This is a genomic window from Candidatus Polarisedimenticolia bacterium (genome assembly GCA_036001465.1).
Lineage (GTDB): Bacteria > Acidobacteriota > Polarisedimenticolia > Gp22-AA2 > Gp22-AA2 > Gp22-AA3.
On sequence record DASYUH010000010.1, the window covers coordinates 1 to 20,494 of the forward strand.

The 20,494-nt window shown below is 71.5% G+C and carries 11 protein-coding genes; 2 read left to right on the plus strand and 9 right to left on the minus strand.

The features are described 5' to 3' along the window. A partial coding sequence (locus tag VGV60_01785) for a hypothetical protein (GenBank protein HEV8699984.1) occupies window positions 1–519 on the minus strand: 519 nt, incomplete at its 3' end. Between the two features lie 156 nt (window positions 520–675). Between VGV60_01785 and VGV60_01790 the strand changes: the two genes are divergently transcribed. Then, window positions 676–1,098 carry a GFA family protein gene (locus VGV60_01790; protein HEV8699985.1) on the plus strand — a complete coding sequence of 141 codons (423 nt, stop codon included), beginning with the start codon at window positions 676–678 and terminating at the stop codon, window positions 1,096–1,098. A gap of 45 nt (window positions 1,099–1,143) precedes the next feature. Here the strand turns inward: VGV60_01790 and VGV60_01795 are convergent, their stop codons facing one another. From VGV60_01795 to VGV60_01805, 3 genes are all read right to left on the minus strand, one after another. After that, a complete protein-coding gene (locus tag VGV60_01795; protein ID HEV8699986.1) occupies window positions 1,144–1,758 on the minus strand; it encodes a thioredoxin family protein in 615 nt (204 codons plus the stop codon). A 55-nt stretch (window positions 1,759–1,813) separates the two neighbouring features. Continuing rightward, window positions 1,814–4,228 (minus strand): heavy metal translocating P-type ATPase, encoded by a 2,415-nt coding sequence (locus VGV60_01800; protein HEV8699987.1) that lies wholly within the window; start codon window positions 4,226–4,228, stop codon window positions 1,814–1,816. Window positions 4,229–4,429: 201 nt separating this feature from the next. Then, the gene (locus tag VGV60_01805) at window positions 4,430–7,054 is read right to left on the minus strand and encodes an amidohydrolase family protein (protein HEV8699988.1); all 2,625 of its coding nucleotides are present in this window, start codon (window positions 7,052–7,054) and stop codon (window positions 4,430–4,432) included. A gap of 120 nt (window positions 7,055–7,174) precedes the next feature. Here VGV60_01805 and VGV60_01810 point away from each other — a divergent pair, with 120 nt between their 5' ends. Further along, the gene (locus tag VGV60_01810) at window positions 7,175–8,020 is read left to right on the plus strand and encodes an SRPBCC family protein (GenBank protein ID HEV8699989.1); all 846 of its coding nucleotides are present in this window, start codon (window positions 7,175–7,177) and stop codon (window positions 8,018–8,020) included. Here the strand turns inward: VGV60_01810 and VGV60_01815 are convergent. From VGV60_01815 to VGV60_01835, 5 genes are all read right to left on the minus strand, one after another. Further along, window positions 8,004–11,393, minus strand: a complete 3,390-nt coding sequence (locus VGV60_01815; protein ID HEV8699990.1) for a UvrD-helicase domain-containing protein — start codon at window positions 11,391–11,393, stop codon at window positions 8,004–8,006. The two genes, VGV60_01810 and VGV60_01815, sit on opposite strands and share 17 nt — an antisense overlap. Continuing rightward, window positions 11,390–14,692, minus strand: a complete 3,303-nt coding sequence (locus VGV60_01820) for a PD-(D/E)XK nuclease family protein (GenBank protein HEV8699991.1) — start codon at window positions 14,690–14,692, stop codon at window positions 11,390–11,392. Before VGV60_01820 ends, VGV60_01815 begins: the two co-directional genes overlap by 4 nt. 62 nt (window positions 14,693–14,754) lie before the next feature. After that, window positions 14,755–15,156 (minus strand): hypothetical protein, encoded by a 402-nt coding sequence (locus VGV60_01825; GenBank protein ID HEV8699992.1) that lies wholly within the window; start codon window positions 15,154–15,156, stop codon window positions 14,755–14,757. Between the two features lie 9 nt (window positions 15,157–15,165). Next, complete coding sequence (locus tag VGV60_01830; protein ID HEV8699993.1) at window positions 15,166–16,533, minus strand: tetratricopeptide repeat protein; 1,368 nt, start codon at window positions 16,531–16,533, stop codon at window positions 15,166–15,168. Between the two features lie 28 nt (window positions 16,534–16,561). After that, complete coding sequence (locus VGV60_01835) at window positions 16,562–20,404, minus strand: tetratricopeptide repeat protein (GenBank protein ID HEV8699994.1); 3,843 nt, start codon at window positions 20,402–20,404, stop codon at window positions 16,562–16,564. Window positions 20,405–20,494: the final 90 nt, after the last annotated feature.

The following is a 20,494-nucleotide window of genomic DNA, read 5'->3' on the forward strand; positions in this document are numbered from 1 at the left end:
CTCGAGGACCTGCCGGACGGCCCGGCGGATCGCCTCGTAGGCGATCCGCTCCGCGCCGGGCGCGGGAGCGCGGCCGTCGGCATCCGAGACCTGGGCGACCTCCCCGGTCATCAGAAGGACGCCTTTGCCGCGTCCCGCGGCCGAGGTCAGCCCGGCCTTGCTTACGGGCCGCAGGAAGATCACGTACTCCCTTCCCGGCTCGAACACCGTCAGGCCGGCGATGCGGCCGAGGTCGTTGGTCGCACGGAAGGGGGTCCCCGCCTGGCGGAAGGAGAGCGTGCGCGGGCCATCTCCCTTGAGGTACTCGCTCACGTTGAAGGAGTAGGCCGTCGCCTGGAGCGGCCGCCCCTTGAAGTCCACTGTCTCGGATAGGGCGGCGACGCAGCGTCCCCTGAATATCCGCTCGGATCCCCGGGTCAGCTCGGCGACCGAAAACGTGGCGCCGAGCAGCAGGGGAGCCATCGCCAGGAGGACGGCACGGGCTGCGGCCCGACGGCGTGAGAGACGGAGCGAGGCCATGCGGAATGTATGGGGCCCGCGCTCGCAACTGTCAATGGTCGAGGCCCTGTTCCGGTATCCCGCCCGGTGCTGTCCTACAGGCCGCTGCCCCCCGCCCGCCGCCCTTGACAGGCTGGAGCACGGCGGGCTAGGGTCGGGGCCTCGGAGGATCCGCCCATGACCGCTTCCCAAGACATGTACGAAGGCTCCTGCCAGTGCGGCCGCGTCCGCTACAGGGTGCAGGGCCCGATTGCCGTCCTGGCCAACTGCCACTGCACCGACTGCCGCAAGAACAGCGGCGCCGCCTTCGTGACCTGGGCGGAGTTCCCGCGCCGCGCCTTCACGTTCGTGAAGGGCGAAGACCAGCTGCAGACGCACAAGGCGGAATCGGGCACGCAGCGCCAGTTCTGCAAGTCGTGCGGCTCGAGCCTCATCTGCTTCGTGGAAGGGGACGGGCTCATCGAGGTGACCGCCGCCACCTTCGACACGCCGCTCAAGGAGCGCCCCGCGTACCACATCTACGTGCGCAGCAAGGTCCCCTGGTTCGACATCCAGGACGGCAAGCCGCAGCACCAGACGACCAGCCGGCCGCAGGACTGAGCGAGGAGCCTGTCCGAGTATTGGGCCGGCTCCTGAGGTACGCCCCTACTTCTTCGCGTACTTGACGCCGCAGCCGAACGCCTTGGTCTCGGCGACCTTGATCGGCTGGCCGGAGACGATCGCCGCGAGCGCGGCGGAGAAGTCGCGCTCCTTGATCTTGCCCTCCTCGAGCGAGTCGTCGATCCGGCCGCGGTAGACCAGCTTCCCCTGCGCGTCCAGCAGGAAGATGTGCGGGGTGACCCTGGCGCCGTAGGCCTTGGCGATCTCCTGGGTGTCGTCGAACAGGTAGGGGTAGGGGAAGCTCTTGTCCTTGGCGCGCTTGACCATGAACTCGAACCCGTCGCCCGGCACGATCGTCGGATCGTTCGAGTTGATCGCCACGAAGCCGATCCCCTTCGCCTGGTAGTCCGTCGCGAGGGCGATCAGGCGGTTCTCGTATCCCTTGGCGTAGGGGCACTCGTTGCAGGTGAAGATGACGGCGGTCCCCTTCGTGCCGGCGACGCTTTCGAGCGAGTGGGTCTTGCCGTCGGTGCCCTTGAGGGTGAAGCCGGCGCCCTGGGCGCCGATGGCCAGCTCTTCGAGCGCTTGGGCCGAAGGCGGGGCGCACCATGCGGCGACGACAGCGAACACGACGGCGATCAGGACGCGACGACTCGGCATGGATCCTCCTTGTCTGTTCGGTGACTCGGTTCCCTGGCAGGGGAGATCGATTCTACTACAGGCGCGCGCGACGGAGCCGCAGGGCGTTGGTGATGACGGTGACCGAGCTGAAGCTCATGGCCGCGGCGGCGATCATCGGGCTCAGGAGGAGGCCGAAGGCAGGGTAGAGGGCGCCGGCGGCGACCGGCACCCCCAGGGCGTTGTAGACGAACGCGAAGAACAGGTTCTGGCGGATGTTGCGCAGGGTCGCACGGCTGAGGCGCCGGGCGCGGAGGATCCCGCGCAGGTCACCGCGCACGAGGACGATCGCGGCGCTCTCCATCGCCACGTCGGTTCCGGTCCCCATCGCGATCCCGACGTCGGCCCGCGCCAGCGCCGGCGCGTCGTTGACGCCGTCCCCGGCCATGGCCACGACCCGGCCTTCCTCCTGGAGCCTCCGGACGATCTCGACCTTGAGGGCCGGGAGCACCTCGGCACGGACCTCCTCGATCTCCAGTCGGCGCGCCACCGCTTCGGCGGTCGTGCGGTTGTCCCCCGTCACCATCAGGACACGCACGCCGTCCCGGCGCAGGTCGCGAATCGCCTCGGGGGCGGTGGCCCTGATCGGGTCGGAGACCCCGAGGAGACCGCACAGGCGGCCGTCCAGCGAGAGGAACATGACCGTCTGCCCCTCCCGGCGCAGCTCGTCGGCGCGCCGGGTCAGTCCGGCCGAAGGGTCGGCTGCCGAAAGGCCCGTGGCGGGCGTCGGCCCGGATGCCGTTACGGCCCGCTCCATCATCGGGAGGTTGCCGAGGGCCACGCGCCGGCCGCCGACCATCCCGGTGACTCCGGCGCCGGTCTGCGATTCGAAGTCGGAGGCGGCGGCCGTCCGGATGCCGCGCTCGCGCGCGCCCGTGAGAATCGCCGCGGCCAGGGGGTGCTCGCTGCCGGCCTCGAGCGCGGCCGCGAGGCGCAGCACCTCCTCCTCGGAGATTCCGGGCGCGGCCACGACCGTCGTGAGCCGCGGCCGCCCCTCGGTGAGCGTGCCGGTCTTGTCGACCACCAGGGTGTCCACCCTTTCGAGGCTCTCCAGGGCGGCGGCGTCGCGGACCAGGATCCCCGCCGTCGCCCCGCGCCCGGTCGCCACCCTGATCGAGATGGGAGTGGCGAGCCCCAGCGCGCACGGGCAGGCGATGATCAGGACGGCCACGGCCGCCGTCAGGGCATGGGCCAGGCGCGGTTCAGGTCCCGCGTACAGCCAGGCGAGGAACGCGGCGAGGGCCACGGCCATCACGGCCGGCACGAACCACGACGACACGACGTCCGCCAGCCTCTGGATCGGGGCGCGGCTGCGCTGCGCCTCGCCCACCATCCGGACGATCCGGGCCAGGAGGGTGTCGGCGCCGACCCGCTCGGCCCGCATCACCAGGCTCCCCGTCCCGTTGACCGTGCCGCCGATCAGCCGATCGCCCGGCCCCTTCGCGACGGGGAGCGGCTCGCCGGTCATCATCGACTCGTCGACGGCGCTTCGTCCCTCCAGGACGACGCCGTCCGCGGGTGCCTTCTCTCCAGGCCGCACCCGCAGCCGATCGCCCGGGAGCACGCGGTCGAGGGGAGCGTCCTCCTCGGCGCCGTCGTCCCTCAATCGGCGGGCCGTGCGCGGCTGCAGCCCGAGAAGCGCCCGAATCGCGCCGCCGGTCCGGTAGCGCGCGCGCAGTTCGAGGACCTGCCCGAGAAGCACCAGGACGGTGATCGCGGCGGCCGTTTCGAAATACACCCCCACCTGTCCGCCGTGGGAGCGCAGCGAGGCGGGGAACAGGTCCGGGACAAGGGTCGCCGCGACGCTGTACAGATAGGACACCCCCGTGCCGAGGGCGATCAGAGTGAACATGTTCAACCGGCGATGGACGATCGAGGCCCATCCGCGCTCGAAGAACGGCCGGCCGCACCAGGCCACGACAGGCGTCGCAAGCGCCAGCTGGAGCCAGGGGAGCCAGGAGGCTCCCGCATGGTCCACCCTCGAGCCCGCCACCATCCCGGACATGGCGACAAGCAACAGGGGAACGGTCAGGACCAGGCCGATCCAGAAGCGCCGGGTCATGTCGAGGAGCTCGGCGCCGTCGTCTTCATTGAGGGAGGGAACGACCGGCTCCAGGGCCATGCCGCAGATCGGGCAGGCGCCGGGGCGATCGCGGACGATCTCGGGGTGCATCGGGCAGGTGTATCGCGCGTCCGGTGGGGGGTGCGGCCCGCCAGGCGCATGCGCCGGATGTCCGGCCGGAGCGGCGGGCGAGTGGACGGCAGGGGAGCGGGCGGGGGCCGCGAGGTAGGCCCCCGGGGCGGCGCGGAAGCGGTCCCGGCAGCCCTCGCAGCAGAACAGGTAGGTCCTGCCTTCGTGCTCGAGCTTCGCGGCGGCGCGGTCGGGATCAACCTCCATGCCGCAGACGGGATCCATAGTGGCGCCGAGAGTGTGGTGAGGAGACGAGTTCATGGGAGTGTTCACGGGCAGCACCTGTCCGCGGTCAAATGTCCACCCGTGAACGCAGCGCAGGTCGGTCACGGCCGCGAATCCTCGATCCAGAGGGAGAGGAGTCCTGGCGTGAAGCTTGATGAGTGATTGACATGGACCGGGAGGTCGTAAAACCCATGTGCTTCGCTTCCACACTCTGAGCGCCACTATGGACGGGATCGGTCATCGACGCCAGGATTCGTACAGGGCCGTCTGGCGGCTGGTCAAGGGCACCGGGCGCCCCTTGATCATCAGGTGGCGCAGCCGCGCCAAAGGCTGGAGCGGATCGCCGTCGGTCGCGATCAGGTCGGCGTCCAGCCCGGGGCGGAGGCTCCCGATCCGATCGGCGACGCCGAAGATCTCGGCGGGATTCACGGTCAGGGCGCGGATCGCCTGCTCCCAGGGGAGCCCGTACGCGACCGCCAGGGACGCCTCGTACGGCAGCATGCGGGCGTTGAGGGACTCGCCGGTCTGGATGGCGATGGTGACGCCGGCGCGCGACAGGCGGGCGGCGTTGTCGTAGATCGCCCCGAGCGTCTCGATGCGCTCCGGCTGGACGGTGATCGGGCCGACCACGACCGGGATCTTCCGCGCGGCGAGAAGGTCGGCGACCTTGTAGGCCTCGGTGCCATGGCTGATCACGAGCTTCAATTTGAATTCCTCCGCCAGGCGGACGGCGGTCAGGATGTCGTCGACGCGGTGCGCCCTCACGAAGACCGGCATCGTCCCCGAGAGAGCCGGCTGGAGCGCCTCCATCTTGAGGTCGCGATCGGGAGGGGACGGCGGGCCCTCGTCCTTCCCCTTGCCCGAAGCGGTCCCTTTCGCGCCACGCTCCTTCCGCTTCGCTTCGTAATCCGCCCACTTCGCCCGGTAGTCCCTGGCCTTGGTGAAGGCGTCGCGCACGACGGCGGCGGTCCCCATCCGGGTCGCGGGGCTCTGGTTGCGCGCCCCGAAGCGCTCCTTCGGAGTCTCGCCGAGGTTGACGACCAGGGCGGCGCCGTCGCGCACCAGGACCTGGTCGGGGGTTCCGCCGTCCAGATGGACGACCGCGCCGACTCCCGCGAAGACGTCCCCCTCCCCCGGGGCCGCGAAGGCGGCGGTCAGGCCGTGCAGGCGGGCGACGGGGATGAGCTCGCTCTCGGTGTAATAGGCGTCCATGGCTCGCAGCTGCGGGGCGAGCGGGTCGGTCCCCTCGTCCTCGTCCCGCATGACCTGCACCAGGTCGATCTCGGAAAGCCCGAGGCTGGTGTGGGGCTCGATGAACCCCGGGAAAATCTGAAGTCCCTTCGCGTCGACGACCGTCGCCCGGGCCGGGGGCTTGAGCCCGGCCCCCACCTCCTTGATGGTGCCGTTCTCGACGATGACCGTGCCGTCGTCGATCGGCGGTCCGGCCATGGTATGCACGCGCGCGCCGACGTACGCGTAAAGCCCCGCTTCGTTCACTGCGACGGCAGCGGGAACCAGGTCGGCGGCGGGCGGGCCCGAGGGTCCCTTCGGCGGCGGGGGAGGGGCCGGCAGGCCGGCGGGCGTCGGGATCGTCCCGCGATCGTAGACCACCTCGCCGTCGATCAGGGTGGCCGCCACCAGGGTATAGGCGTCGAGCGGGTGGCGCGTGAAGATGGCGATGTCGGCATCCTTGCCGACGTCGAGTGAGCCGATGCGATCCTCGAGGCCGAGGGCCGAGGCGGCATTGAGGGTGATGGCGCGGAGCGCGTCCTCCTCGGACAGGCCGTAGCGCGCGGCCACCGCGGCCTCCGCGTACAGACGCTGCACCAGCGTCCCCGAGTCGGAGTGCAGGCTGACGCGCACGCCCTTCCGGGCCAGAAGCGCCGCGTTGTGCGGGATGCCGTCCCAGGCCTCGACCTTGAAGCCCCACCACTGCGCGAAGGTGGCCACGGCGATGTCGCGCCGCTTCAGCTCGTCGGCGATCTTGTAGGCCTCGAGGCAGTGCTGGAAGGAGGCCACCTTGAAGCCGTACTCGTCGGCGATCTTCAGGAACATCAGGATCTCGTCCTTGCGATAGCTGTGGACGTGCACCCGGATCTTTCCCTCCAGGACGTCCACGAGAGTCTCGAGCTTCAGGTCCCGATCGGGCGGCGCCCCGCGGTCCGCTTCCTTCTTGGCGCGCCAGGCGTCCCACTTGGTCTTGTAATTGCGCGCGGCGTTGAAGGCGTCCCGGAACACCGCCATGTTCCCCATGCGCGTCGCAGGGGACTTGGTGCGACCGCCATACACCCTCTTGGGGTTCTCGCCCAGAGCCATCTTGATGCCCCGCGGCGCCCCCGCGAAGAGCATCCGGGTGACGTCGGCCGACGGCCGCAGCTTGACGGTCACCGACTCGCCGCCGATCAGGTTGCCGCTCCCCGGCAGGATCTGCACCGTGGTGACGCCGCCGGCCCGGGCCCTCTCGAACTCGGGGTCCTCCGCCCAGACGGCGTCCATGGCCCGCACCGCCGGCATGATCGGGTCGGTCAGCTCGTTGCCGTCGCTGTTGGCGTCGACTCCGGGCCACGGGTAGACCCCCATGTGGGAATGGGTGTCGACGATCCCCGGCATCACGTAGCGTCCGGTCGCGTCGATCACCCGCGCCCCCCGCGGCGCCTCGAGGCTCGGGCCGATGGCGGCGATCTTTCCGTCGCGGATCAGGAGGTCCCCCTTCTCGATCGTGCCGTGCGTCACGGTCAGGAGCGTGCCGCCGCGGATGAGCGTGGGGCCCTCGGCGGACGCGGCCAGCGGGCGGGACGGGATCGACAGGGAGCAGAGCGCCGCGGCGACGGCCAGGGCGCCCGTGGTGACGCGCGTCGACATGAGGAGGCCTCCGATGTGAGAAAACGGCGGGGATTGTAGCATCGGCCGAAAAGCCTTGACAGGGGAGTGGTCCCATCGGCGAGAATCGCCCGTCGTTCCCCGCGAGAGAGGACTCCGAGCATGGCCGAAGAACCCCGGGGGTTGACCCTGGAGCCGGACCGCTGCAGCCGTCACAGCGTCGGCATCCATGCCTCCCCGGCCGAGGTCTACAGGGCGCTGACCGACCCGGGCGAGCTGTCGCGCTGGTTCGTGTCGGAGGCGAGCGTCGACCTGCGCCCCGGCGGCTCCTACCGGTGGGTGTTCGGCGAGGGGACCGGGCGCGCCGGACCTGATGCGCTGGTCGCGTCGGGAGAATTCGTCACGCTCGAACCACAGGTATACCTGCGCCTCAGCACCAGGGTGGAGGAGACCGAGACCACGCTGGAGTTCAGCCTGGAAGCGTGGCGCGACGGGACGATCCTGACGGTGTCGCACGCCGGCTTCCCGGGGGAGGAGGCCTGGGACGACGCCTTCCGCACCGTGGACCAGGGCTGGCAGTCGGAGGTCCAGGTCCTGAAGCTCTACCTGGAAGCGGCGCGCGGCATGGTCAACCGCTCGCGCTTCCACGAGGCCCGCCTGCCCGGCGGGGCGGAGGCGAACTTCGATCGCTTCACGACCTCGGCCGGCCTGTCCTCCTGGATCGCCGACCGGGCCGTCGCCGAGGCCACCCTGGGTGGGGAGCTGCGCCTCGAGCGCGAAGGCCGTCCCCCCGTCAAGGGGCGCTTCGTGGTCTGGGATCCCGATCGCTTCCTCGTCCTGACCTGGCTCGAGGAGCGCCCGTCCGTGGTGCGCCTCTGGCTGGAGGAGGCGGCGGACGGTTCGTCGACCGACCTGAGCCTCGAGCACCGCCTGTTCGCGCCTGATCCCAAGGACATCGCCCCGTTCGACTGGGACGCGGCGCTCGAGCGCCTCAAAGCGCCGCGCTGATTCCGGAGCGAACGAAGAGGATCTCGGCGCGCACCGTTTCGCCCGGCAGGGCGCGCCGGAGCGCTTCCACGTAGAGCCGCATCTGCGGCCGGTACCGTTCCGCCGCGGGGCCGGGGTCGCCGTCGAGGCGCTCGGTCTTGTAGTCGGCCGCCACGACCTGTCCGCGCTCGTCACGGTAGATGAGGTCGCACACGCCGGACCAGGTCACGCCCCGCTCGTCCCGGAAGATCAGCGGGACCTCGCGGCCGAGAATCGAGCGGGAGGCGAGGCGGGCCGGCAGGGGAGAGCGCAGGATCTCGTCCACGATGCCGCCGGTTTCCTCCGTCACCCGGGCGCGGAGACCGGAGGAGACGGCCCCGTCCGATTCCTCCGACAGGACGCGATCGACGGCCTGGCGGGCCAGATCGCGGAGCAGCGCCCGCGACCTGAAATCCCACCGCTCGAGCGCCGCATGCAGGGCGCTCCCCGCGAGCCGGGCGGCGTCGCGCGCCCGATCCGCCGGGCGCGCCGCGCGGGACGGCGCTGCGCGTCGCGGGCCCTCGAGGAGTTCCGTCCCGCCCTGCGGCGAGGCGTCCGCAGCGCCTGCCGGCGAGCGCAGGGGAGGCCGCGTCGCCGCCAGGTCGGCGGCGGCCCGCTCGAACGAGAGCGCCGCCTCCCGCCACAGGGGGTCGACAGCCGGCCGCGCGGAGACCGGCCGCGTCGCGGGCGCCGGGATGATCCGGTGCGCGACGGACCCTCCCGGCAGGACGCCGGCCGCCGGAAATCCCCCTGCGGTCGAGTAGCCCAGGGCCGCCAGCGCGTCGCGCCATGGAGCGCGGCGCCCGTCGTTGCTGTTGACCAGGATCAGTCGGTTCATGGCCCGGGTGCAGGCGACGTAGAGGACCCGCTTCTCCTCGGCCTCCTCGTGACGCCGGGCCGATCGCGCATGCCGGATCCACGCCGCATTGGTCGTCCCGTCCTTCAGCCTGACGGCGAGGAGGCCTTCCTCCGGGCCCTCCACCCAGCCGGCCTCCAACCCGGGAAGCGCGCCGCTCCTGCGCTCGCGTCCGACATCGGGCACGAACACGACGGGAAACTCCAGTCCCTTGGCCTTGTGCACGGACAGGATGCGGACCGCGTCCACGGTCTCGTCCGCCAGCGGGCTCTCCCCCTCGTCCCGGGATTCCTGGAACTCCTCCTCGAGGGCCCCGAGGGTCTCCTCCAGGGACAGCCCGCGGCGGGCGAGATCCTCGGCGCGGGCGGACAGCTTGTTGAGGTTGGCCACCCGCTGCGGCCCCTCGAACTGGGAGGCGTGCAGCACCAGCAGGGGCGTCTGGCGCAGCGCCGCCCTGATGCTGTCGTCCGGGGACTGTCCGCGCATGTCGGAGCGAAACGATGCGAGGAAATCCAGCGTGCGGCGAACGCCCGGAAAGCGCGCGCCGTCGAGACCGGCCGGCCACGGCGAGTCGAGACGCCCTCCGGCGGCGGCAAAGGCGGCCAGTTCGGCGTCGTCCACGCCGCCCAGCGGGCCGCGCAGGACGGCGAGCGCCGCCGCGCCGTCGTTGGGATTGGACGCGGCACGAAGGAAGGCGATCAGATCCCCCACCTCGGGTCGCTCGTAGAAGTTCTTGCCTCCTTCCACGACGAACTCGAGGCCGGCGTTCCTCATGGCCTGTGCATAGACCCCCACGTTCGTCAGAGCGCGAAACAGGAGGGCGACGCCCCGGCGCTGCAGCGGTTCGCCGGTCGCTTCCCGCCGGTCGAGGTGTTCGGAGATCCACGCGGCGATGGCCTCGCCTTCGGCGCGCCGGCGCTCCTCGACGCCGCCGACGGCCGCGACGGACCAGATCTCCAGCGCTGGCGCGCGGTCCTCCGCCGCCTGCAGGGCGGAGACGATCGGTTCGTAGGCCGGCTGCTCCCCCGTCGACTCGCGTCCGATGAAGGCTTCGAACAAGGCGTTGAGGGGCTCGAGAATCCCCGAGGGGCTCCGGAACGAGTTGTTCAGGGTCAGTCGATCCCCTCCGCGGGCGGCAATCCGATCCACGGCGCGCCGATAGGCCGCGATGTCGGCCCCCCGGAAACGGTAGATCGACTGCTTCGGATCTCCGACGATGAACAGGCGCCCCGGAGCGATGCGGGCGGCGTACGGATCGCTCGACGGATCGCCGTGCTCCTCCGCCAGGAACAACAGGATCTCGTACTGCAGCGGATCGGTGTCCTGGAACTCGTCGACCAGGATGGCCCGGTGACGCCCGCCGAGCTCGCGCCGGATCTCCGGGTGCCCCGCGAGCAGGTCGCGCGCCAGCCGCAGCAGGCCGTCGAAGGAGACGTACCCGGATGCCAGGAGCCGTTCGCGCGCCCTGCGGGCCAGCGGCGCGGCGGCCTCGACGATGGCGGCGATGGCCTCTTCGTCCACCCGCGAGAGCGTCACGACGAGCTCGTGGGCCTCGCCGGCCGTTTCCCTGACCTCCTCGGGCGTGCAGCCCGACAGTTTCTGGCCGGGCGAGGGGATGTCCTTGTCGAGGTACTCCCGGAAGGACCATTCTCCTTGCACCGAAGCCAGGGAGGACGCGCCGCCTGCGGCATACGCCTGCAGGCAGCGCGCGGACTGATCCAGGAAGCGCTCCATGTTGCGGTTCATGCCCGTGGCGCGCCGGCGCATCCCGGCGATCCGGTCGACCATGAGGGCGATCTCCCCCGCCAGGAGATCGCGCGCGCCTCCTGCGGGACAGCCCGGCTCGCGCTCCGGATCCCAGGGGAGCCGGAACAGCGCAAGGACCGGGCCGAGGGCGCGGACGGCCTCCAGGGCGCCCGGGTGTCCGAGGGCTCGACGCCAGATCTCGGCGCGCCGCGCGCCCGGCCCCATCTCGTCCAGGAGGAAGCGATCCCACTCCTCCTCGAACAGGGACCTGAAGATCGGCCCCTCGTCCACCCGGAAGGCCGGGTCGACTCCCGCCTCGCGCGGGAAGCGCCTCAGGATCTCGGAACAGAAGGCGTGCAGGGTCGAGACGGACGCGGAGTCGAGGTCGAGAAGCGCGGCCAGCGCGCGCCGCGCGATGGCCTCCGCGTCCGCGCCGGCCTCGTTCTTCAGCCAGGCGTAGGCGCGCGCCGCTTCCGTGGCCCCGCCTGCGGCGTCCGCCCGGGCGCTCCCGGCCGCCAGGGCATGGAGCTCCTCGAGGCCTGCGGCCAGCCGCTCGCGCAGCTCGGCGGCGGCCTTCTCGGTGAAGGTGATCGCCGCCAGCTGCCCGATCGGGATCCCGGCGCCGGCGACGAGGTTCAGCGCGCGCTCCACCAGAAGCGCCGTCTTGCCGGTCCCGGCCCCCGCGACCACCACCAGGTTGCGATCGAACTCGGTGGCGGCGCGCCGCCGGTCGGCCGCGTCGGAAAGGTTCATGTCTCCTCCCCGCCTCCTCTCTGCAGGACCGTCTCGAGCGTCGGCTGTCGGGTGTTCTTGTGTCGCACCAGCGCGTAGTCCGAGGCGCCGGGCGCCGAGGCGATACGCCTGAGCGTCGGGACGTGCCAGCGGCGGCAGGCCCTCGCGTAAGGGCAGCGCTCGCAGAGCCAGCTCGATTCGTTGAGCGGGAAGCTCCCCGAGGCGCTGAGCCCGTGGAGGACCCCGAGAGTTTCGAGAATCGCCTCGCGATGGCTCGCGAGAGCGGTCGCCTCGAGGGGGGCGCGCGCGTCGTCATCGTACCCGGGGCCGACGCCCAGGACCTCGGCGCGGACCGGAGGCGCTTCCAGCTCGCCGCGGGCCGCCAGCGTTTCCGCCAGGAGCAGGTAGAGAGGCATCTGGAGGCTCAGTCCTTTGAGCATGCGCGCCGGCGAAACGTGGCGCTCCAGATCGCCGGATGTCTTGTAGTCGCTCACCACGACCCCCTCGTCGCCGGCGGCGATCCGATCGAACCGGCCCCGGACCTCCGGGGACGTCCCGGTATCACCGGGACCCAGTCGGGCGGCGGCCTCCTTCTCGAGTCCCGCCAAGCGCGCCCGCTGCCGCAGCAGGGCCGGCAGGTCGCGGGCGAGGAACGCGGCGAGGGCGTTCAGCCAGAGCGTTTCGGTGGTTTCCCACAGGAGCGGGTAATGCGATCGCGCGCGCGCCGCCAGGATCCGGGTGTGGCGCTCCCACGATCGCCGGGCGAGCTCGACCGCGCGGCGCGCCAGATCGCCCGGCACGGATTCGGAAAGAGAGCCGTCAGGAGCGGAGAGCTCCCGATACAGGTCGTGCAAGACCGCATGGACCGCGGTGCCGACCTCGCGGGCGTCGAGCTCGTACCCTTCCCGGACCTCCGCCATCTCCTGCACCCGCAGGACGTGGCGGAAGAAGTAGTGCTGCGGACAGGATCCAAGCACCTCGAGGCGGGAGGGGGACAGCCGATCCGGCCGCTGCGCCGCCTCCCCCACGAAGGCGTCGAATCGCAGGCCGGCGGCCCCCGTCCCCGTCCACGGCTCGATCGCCGACAGCATCGAAAGGCCGGCCCGCAGCGCGTCGGTGTATCCCTGCCTCACCGGCGGCAGCGGCAGCCCCGCGAAGGCCTCCAGGAGGCGCCCGGGCGAGCGCCCCTGCAGGGCCACGTTGACGCACGCGTCCAGGGGCGGCAGGATGCCGAAGCGGCGCGCCGCGTCCTCCCCGGCCTCGGCGGGATGCGCCTTCACGCGACGGGCATCGGCGACGACCCGTGTCAGGAGCGGCGCGCCGTGCACCGCGCGGGCCACCTCCCGCAGCGCCAGGCTGGCGACGCGGGCCTTCGCGGAATCGTCGGCCCGCTGCCAGGACACCGTCAGGCGGCGGCGCGCGCACCCGATCAGGTGGGCGAGCAGCAGACGCTCCTCCTGCGGCCCCGTCGTCTTGACGGGAACCGGGAGGCGGAGGCGCTCCCGCAGGAGGAGGCGGTCGCGGTCCGGCAGGAACGGGTCCTCGGTGGTCCGCCTGGGAAACAGGTCGGCGTTGAATCCGATCAGGTAGACGTCGTCGAACGCCTGGCCCCGGGCCTGCATGGCGTCGAGCACGCGGACACCGCCGTTGTCCCTGTCCCGCCGCGGGGCGCCGCCGTGGGAACCGATCGGTACCATGGCGCGCGTCAGGGCCTTCTCGAAGAACGCCAGGGCGGATCCCCGCCGGAGCGGCACGCCCGCGGCGTCGAGGCGCCCCATGTCCCGCAGGACGGCGCGCACCGCCGAGGCCCCGGGGTCGTGCTGCGCTTCCGCCGCCGGGGGATCGAAGCCGTCGACCCGTTCGACGAGGAGCGCATCCATCGCCTCCGCCCAGGCGCTCCAGGACGCGGCCCCCTCCAGGGGACGGGCGTCGCGTCGGAGTCGATCCACCACCGAGACCAGGGAGGCCGTGTCCTCCGTCAGGCGTGCCTTGCGCCCGCGTTGTCGGGCGCGCTCGTCTTCGCTCGCATCCGGCGGGACGTAGGGCTCCCAGTCCTGGATCCAGCGGGGCAGGTCCTGCGTCCAGGTCCGGTACCCGCCGGCGATGTGCCAGGAGCGGCTGAGCCGGTCCCAGGCATGGGCGCGGGAGGACGGGCCGCCTCCCCGGATCCGCAGCAGACCTCCCCGGAGGAGATCCATCAGCGGCTGGCGGGGAAAATCGCGCAGCATCGCGCGGGCCAGCTGCAGGGCGGCCTGCACCCGTGACTCGCGAACGGCGCCCAGGGACTCCGAGGTGGTGAAGGGGAGCGCGTGCTCCGAGAAGATCGGCCGGAGCCAGGCGGCGTAAGGCTCCAGGGATCGGGCGATGACGCCGATGCGGTGCAGCGGGATGCTCGAATCGGCGCACCGGCTCACGATGTCCAGGACGACCTCGCGCAGCTCGGCCGCCGCCCCCTGGGCGTGAAAGAAGCGGACGCGGGGCGCCGGTTCGGGATCGCGCGGCGCCGGACCGGATCCTTCCCGGTAGAGAAAGGGGAGCCGCGCGGCCAGCAGTCGGTCGGAAGGCGCGTCGGGGAGCGGCGCCGGCCGCTCTCCGAGCATCTCCGGCCAGAACCGCCCGGCGATCTCGTAGGCGGGGGAGGTGGCGTGGTGCGGGACCAGGAGGACCAGCGGTGCCTCCGAGGCCTCGACGGCGCGCAGGAGCTCGAGGTTGACGCCGATCAGGTCGTACGCCCCGTAGTGGATCACCAGACGGAAGCGGCGGCAGAATTCCCGGACGGCGGGGGCCGATTCCCGGATCCAGCGGGCGCGGTCGGTGACCCGGGAGCCGGGGGCATCGAGCCTCTCCGAGTACGCCGCATGCAGGTCGAGGATCTGATTCCCGCGGGCCGAGAGGCCCTTGGTCCTGGCCGCGGCACCGGCCGGCACGCACGCCTCGCGCAGATCGTTCAGGGTGGACAGGATGGCGGCGAGGCTTCCCGGCCGGCGGCCGACGTACTCCGCCAGCGCGCCGCCGCGCTCCTCGACCAGCCCCGAGAGGATCGTCATCCTGGCGTCGTCGCCGAGCAGGTCCGGCGCGGGCGATCCGGTCGCGGCGCCCGCGGCCTCCGCCAGCGACACGTGGCTGAAGAAGTGGACGTTGGCCAGGACCGGCAGCCTGTCCGCCAGCGTGACCTGCAGGTAGGCCAGAAGGCCGCGCGTGGGAGCGACCACGGCGACGGGCGGCGGCAGGGACGGGCTCCCGCCGCGCGCTTCCTGGACGAGCGCCGCGAGGCGATCCTCCAGGACCGAGAAGTCGTGGTGGCCTTCAATCGTTCGCATCGGAGGCGGCGCGCGGCCGCGCCGCACGATCATAGTCCGAACCCCCGATGAGGCGGAGGACCTCAGTCCTTCTTTTCGGGATCGGGCTTGGGGTCGAGCGCTGAGCTGATGGAGGCGGAGAGGTCGTCGTCGGGCGCCAGGCCGGCCCCGTCGCGGCTCATGAACTCGGCGATCTCGTCCTTGAGCGATTTCGCCGCTTCCTTCTTCTTCGCGACGGCCTTCTTCTTCGCGCGGGGCTTCGGCTCCTCGGCCGGCGGCTCGTCGTCGCGGTCCCGCCTCGAGGTGTAGTAGCTCATCTCCTCGGGCGACATCTCGGGGACCGGCATCGGCGGGGGGATCTGGGGCGCGACCGACGACTCGAGGCTTTCGGGGGCGGGCAGGAAGGCGTCGAGCAGGGTGCGCTTTTTCGGCGTCCTCACCTGGAGCTCGAATCGCTGGTAGATGTCCCTGCCGGGTGAAGCCACCTGGCCCTCCTAGTTGTTCGCGGTGTCCTGCTGGAACATGCGCAGGCTGCGTCGGGCCGGCTCGTTCATCGGGTCGAGCTCGAGGGCGCGGCGCCAGGCCTCCACCGCCTTCGCGGGCTGCTTCATCTTGTACAGGGAGTTCCCGAGATTGGCGTAGGCGACCGCGGAGTCGGAGCTGTTCTGGATCGCCTGGCCGAACATCTCCACCGCCCGATCGAAATGGGACGTCGTGTGGTACAGGAACCCGAGATTGTTGTAGACCTCGCTCATGGCCGGGTCGAGACGCAGCGCCTCCTGGAAGACCTGCACCGCCTCGGCCTCCTGCCCCATCTTCGACAGGACGAGCCCGAGGTTGTTGTGCGCTTCGGCGTAATCCGGCAGGAGATGGATGGCCTGGCGGAAGGCCGCCTGGGCCGCCTCGAAGGCGCCCCGATAATAGAGGGCCACGCCCCGGTTGTTGCACTCCTGGGCCTCCTCCCGGGCGCGCCGCGAGAGATCGGCCTGGTCGCGCTTCAGCTGGGTCTCGATGGCCTGGATGACCGAGCGGTTGCCTTCGTTGATGGAGCGCATGGCGGCGTGGGTCCTTTCCGCCTGTCCCTTCACCAGAGTCATGAGCTGGGAGATCTGCATGGACTCGTCGGCGGCCCGGTCCATCTTCTTGTCCAGGGAGGCCACCGCCTGCTCCAGCTTCGCCGACGTGGCGCTGACCAGGGCCAGCTCCTCGAGCACCCGGTCGGCGATCTTCTGCTGCAGCTCGCCGATCGACTGGAGCTGTTCGATGCTTTGTGACGTCGCGGCTGCGGTCACTCCGACCCCGCGAGACTGCTCGTCGAGCCGCGCCTGCAGCGGGGCCAGGGTCGTCTGGAGCATGGTCTGCATTTCGCCCAGGCAGGCCTGCAGTCTTTCGGAGAGCCGGGTCTCGCTCTCCATCCGGCCGGCCATCACCCGTGATTCGAGCTCCTGCAGCGAGGTCGCGAGGCGCGACTCGAGCTCCTGGGGGCCGGCGCCCAGCCGCGCGGCGATCTCGGCGACCTGGCGGGAGAGCGAGTCGCCCGCCTCGGCCACGCGCCCGATGGTCGCATGGCCGGCTTCCCGCACGACGCCCTGCACCTCGAGGGAGGAGTGCAGGAGCCCCTTTCCCAGCTCGGTCAGCCGCCGTTCCATGTCGAGAAGCTCGGCGCCCGTGACCCCCGGCGTCGCGCTCGCCCGCGGCGCGCCCGGGCCGGCCACGAGCAGCATGGCCCGGCTGGCCATCATGAGATTGCAGTCGCGCTGCTCCACGTTGAAGAAGCGGCATTCCTCGTAGATGCACTCCCGGTTCACCGGCTGGCCGTTGTCATCGGTCGGCTTGAGCGCCGACAGCATCGGGCAGATCATCGTGTCCTCGCAGACAGGTGTGTGTCCTTCATGCGGAGGCTTCCTCGCCGTACGAGATGAGGGTCTCGCCCGCAAGACGGCGCCGGCCGCCCATCAGGTCGGCGGCAACCAGCTCCCGGTAGACGCGCGCCAGGGAAGTCTGCAGGCCCGGCTCACCGCCCTTCTTGACCAGGGCCTCCAGCGTGCGGGCCGCCAGGGCGAAATCACCGGCCTGGGAGGCGGCGAACGCGAGGGCCCGGCTGGCGCCCAGCGGCATCAAGTGCTCCGCGGCGCGCGGATAGTCCCCCCGGCAGAGGGCGATCTCGGCGCGCAGGCGGGAGACCTCCTGGGGCGCGAGGTCGGGCGCGTGGTGCTCGAGGGTGGCCGCCGCCTCGTCGACCTGACCCAGGTCGCACAGGACGCGCAGCATCGACTGGATTTCGGCGCCGCGGCGGGAGCCGTGCTCGATCTGCCCGCGCAGCCGCGCCGCCGCGGCGCGGAGCAGGGACAGGTGCGTCTCGTGCACCCGCAGCAGGAACTGGTTGCGGTCGGGGGAGAGGCGGGCCGCCTCGGACAGGTAGTGGCGCGCCTGGTCGTCGTCCCCGCCGGACGCCGCCACGCGCCACAGCCGCACCAGGACCGCCAGCCGCTCCGCGCGGACGCCGCCCCGCTCGAGGGCCTCGCGCAGGATTCGGGAGGCATCGGCGTCCCGTCCCGCGGCGACGTAATGGTCCGCCAGGAGGAGCGTCACGCCGTGCGATTCCGGAGCGCGCTCCCGGAGCGCCTCCGCCTCCTCGATGATCCGGGGCCCGAGCTGGTGGGCCAGGCGGGAGGCCTCCTTGAGATCGGCCAGCGCCTGGTCGACCTGCAGGCGCTGGGCGCGCATGCGCGCCCGCCAGAGGTAGGCCTCGCCCAGGCCCGGCGCGGCCTTCACGATCGCCTCGATCCCCTCGCAGGCGCGATCCAGGGCCGATGGATCGCGGCGCGCCGTCTCGCCGAAGGCGGCCAGCGCCTTGTCGTGCCGGCCGGCGCGCAGGCAGGCATCGGCGTAGATCAGCGAGATGGCGGTGCTGCCGCGCTCCTGCCTCTGGATCTCCTCCAGGCGCGGCAGGAGCCGGTCGACTTCGCCCGGAAGGTTCTTGAGCGCCTGCTCGATCTTCTCGGCCGCCGATTGGAACTTGCCGCGCCCGGCGTGGACGGCGCAGGCCACCAGGTACGGATCGGGGCAGTTCGGGACCGCGTCCATCATCTCCTGAAGCCGTTTCAGGATCATCGGCGCCAGCGACGGGTCGAGGCGGAAGGCGGCGAGATAGCTCGCGGCGCTGCGGGGGAAGAGCTTCAGGTGCTGCAGCGCGCGCCCCATCTCGAAGGTGGCGAACGGCTGCTGCGGGTCGGCCTTGAGAATCCGGTCGAGATGGCCGGCCAGAACCGCGGCGAGGTCGGGCCTGGCGTCCAGGATCGGCGAGATGGCCTGCACGGCGCGCTTGTGATCGCCGGACTCCTGGAGAATGACCAGCATCTCCAGCGCCGGCTGCGGATCGGCGGGGAAGGCGTCCCGCAGACGCTGCAGCTCGGAGAGGATGGTGTCGGAGAGCTTCGGATCGCTGGCGCGCGCGGCGCGCAGCGAATCCACCGCCTCGCCGCAGAGCCCTTCGGAGGCCAGGACCTTGCCCAGCGCCAGGGATCCCAGGGGGAGGGAGCCCTCCGCCTCGATCATGCGGCGCAGCCTCTCGATCACCGCGCTCCCCAGCGAGCGGTCGCGGCCATAGGCCGCGAAGAAGCGCTTCGTGGCGCTGCCGCCGTCCCCTTTCTCCCTGAGGGCGTCCCCCATGGCCAGAAGGACGGGGGCCGATGTGGCGTCGTCGCGCATCTTGAGCGTCTCGGCGCCGAGCGACAGCACGCGGTCAAAGCGCCGGCCGATCGCGAGAATCTGCACGAAGGCGACGCGGGCGTCGAGGTCGTCCGGCGCCGCCTTCACGATCTCTTCGTAGCGGGCGATGATGCGATCGATCAGCGCCGGAATCGCGGCGCCGCGGGACAGCTCGGCGAGGGCCCCCTGATGGTCCCCGCGGTCGAGACAGAGGGTCGCCAGGAGCACTCGCACTTCCGCCGCCTCGGGGCTGTCGCGATCGAAACGCTCGAGCGCCGCCCTGATCTCCTGGGCGCGCTCGGGAGCGGCCTGCAGCAGGTCCCGGAACACCGTCGCCGCGGCGCTCACCTTGCCGCCGAAGAACAGGGCCTCGCCGAGAGCGAAGCGCACGGCCTCCGTGAGCGGAGTGCGGGACTCGAGCCCGCGCAGAAGGGCGGCGGTCCCCTCGTGCAGGTCGGGGGCCGCCTCCGCCAGAAGCCCGACCGTGTGCAGGAACTCGGCGGCGAGCTCGGGAGCCGAGGCGGCGGCCTCCTGAAGCTGCTGCAACGCTTCCGGGAAGCGCTTCATCTCGAGATTCGCCTCGGCGGCGCCGATGCGGGCTCGTGGCGGCGGCGCGTCCTCCTTCAGGAGCGTCGCGAAGCGCGCCACCGCCTCGCCGGCGGAAGCCGGGGCCTCGCGCACCAGGTGGCGCAGCACGACCGTCGCCCGTTCGCGCTCGCCGCTCCGGATCAGCAGATCGGCGAGGAGCAGGTGGGCGTCGGCGCTCGCCGGGTCGGCCTCCAGGACCTTGTGGAGCCTCGGAACGAGAAGACCCTCTTCCTGGGGGGCCGCAGCCCGTGCCTTGCGCAGGCAGTCGACCGCCTCGGCGCTGCGCTTCTCCGCCAGGTGAACGTCCGCCAGCAGGTATTGCGCCTTGGCGCTCCCGGGGGCGGAGGCCGCGATCGCCTCGAGCGGCTCGCGGATGGCGGCCATCCCCTTCTCCTCGGCGATGCCGAGCAGGATGTCGACCGCCGGCTGCGCGTGGCCGCGCCGTGCCGTCGCCGTGGCCAGGAGCAGGCGCGCCTCCACCGCCCGGGCGGGATCGGAGGCGGCAAGCGATTCCAGGGCCGGCACGACCCGGTCGAGAAGCGCGCCCGAATCGACGAGCGGGCGCATCTCACGGATCGCCGCCTCCGCCTGTTTCGCGGCCAGGTGGGCCGAGACCAGGATCCAGCGCAGCTCGGGCTTCTCCCCCTTTTCCCGGAGGTACTCGGCCATTCTCTCGGCAACGTGCGGCGCGCCGCGCGGGTCGGTCTCCAGGACGAGCGCCAGCTGCTGGGCCGCGTCCTCCTCGCGTCCCACGCGCAGGAAGAGATCGCCGACCGCCACGCGCAGCGCGGCGTTCTGGTAGTCCTTCGCGAGAAGCGCCTCCAGGCGCTTCAGGATTTTCGGCAACTCCTCCGGGTTGTTCTTCGCGATGATTCGGAAGATGGTGGCCGCCGGGTCGTACTCGCGCAGCGCCTCGTGACACAGGGCCAGGTAGTAGGCCGAGTGCAGGGACGTCCTGGCCATCTTGGCGTCGGGGGCGCTCTTCCGGAGGCCCTCCCACTTGCCGCGGTGGCGCGGCAGGAAGGCGCGGATCTCGTCCGCCTTCATGCGCTCCAGCGCGTCCAGGGCGCTCTTGAAGTCGTCGTGGCGGATGAAGTGCTCGGCCACGGCGTCGAACAGCGGCGAGACGTTCGCGTGGCGGGCGCGCATCTCCTCGATCATTTCATTGGCGCGCTGGTAGGCCTTCGGATGGCGACGCAGGACGGTGCGCAGCGCCTCGGCCGCCTCGTGGCCCCGGTTCGCCAGGACCAGGTAGCGGGAGAGCTCGAAGAGGATGTCGCTGTTCTCGGGGGACTCGGCCTTGGCTTCGGTGAGGATCTCGATCGCCTTGTCGAGCTGTCCCTTCGAAAAGCACTTCAGCGCCTTGGAGACCGCGCGGCTCTCGGCGCTCTGGGTGAGGTCCTTGACGATTTCCTTCAGCCCGTTCAAGTCCATCCGGGTCCCGCCTCACACAACGGCACAAGGGCCCCCGGGCCCGTGCCTCGATGCAATATAAGTTCCGGGACGGCTGGCGCCACCCGCCGG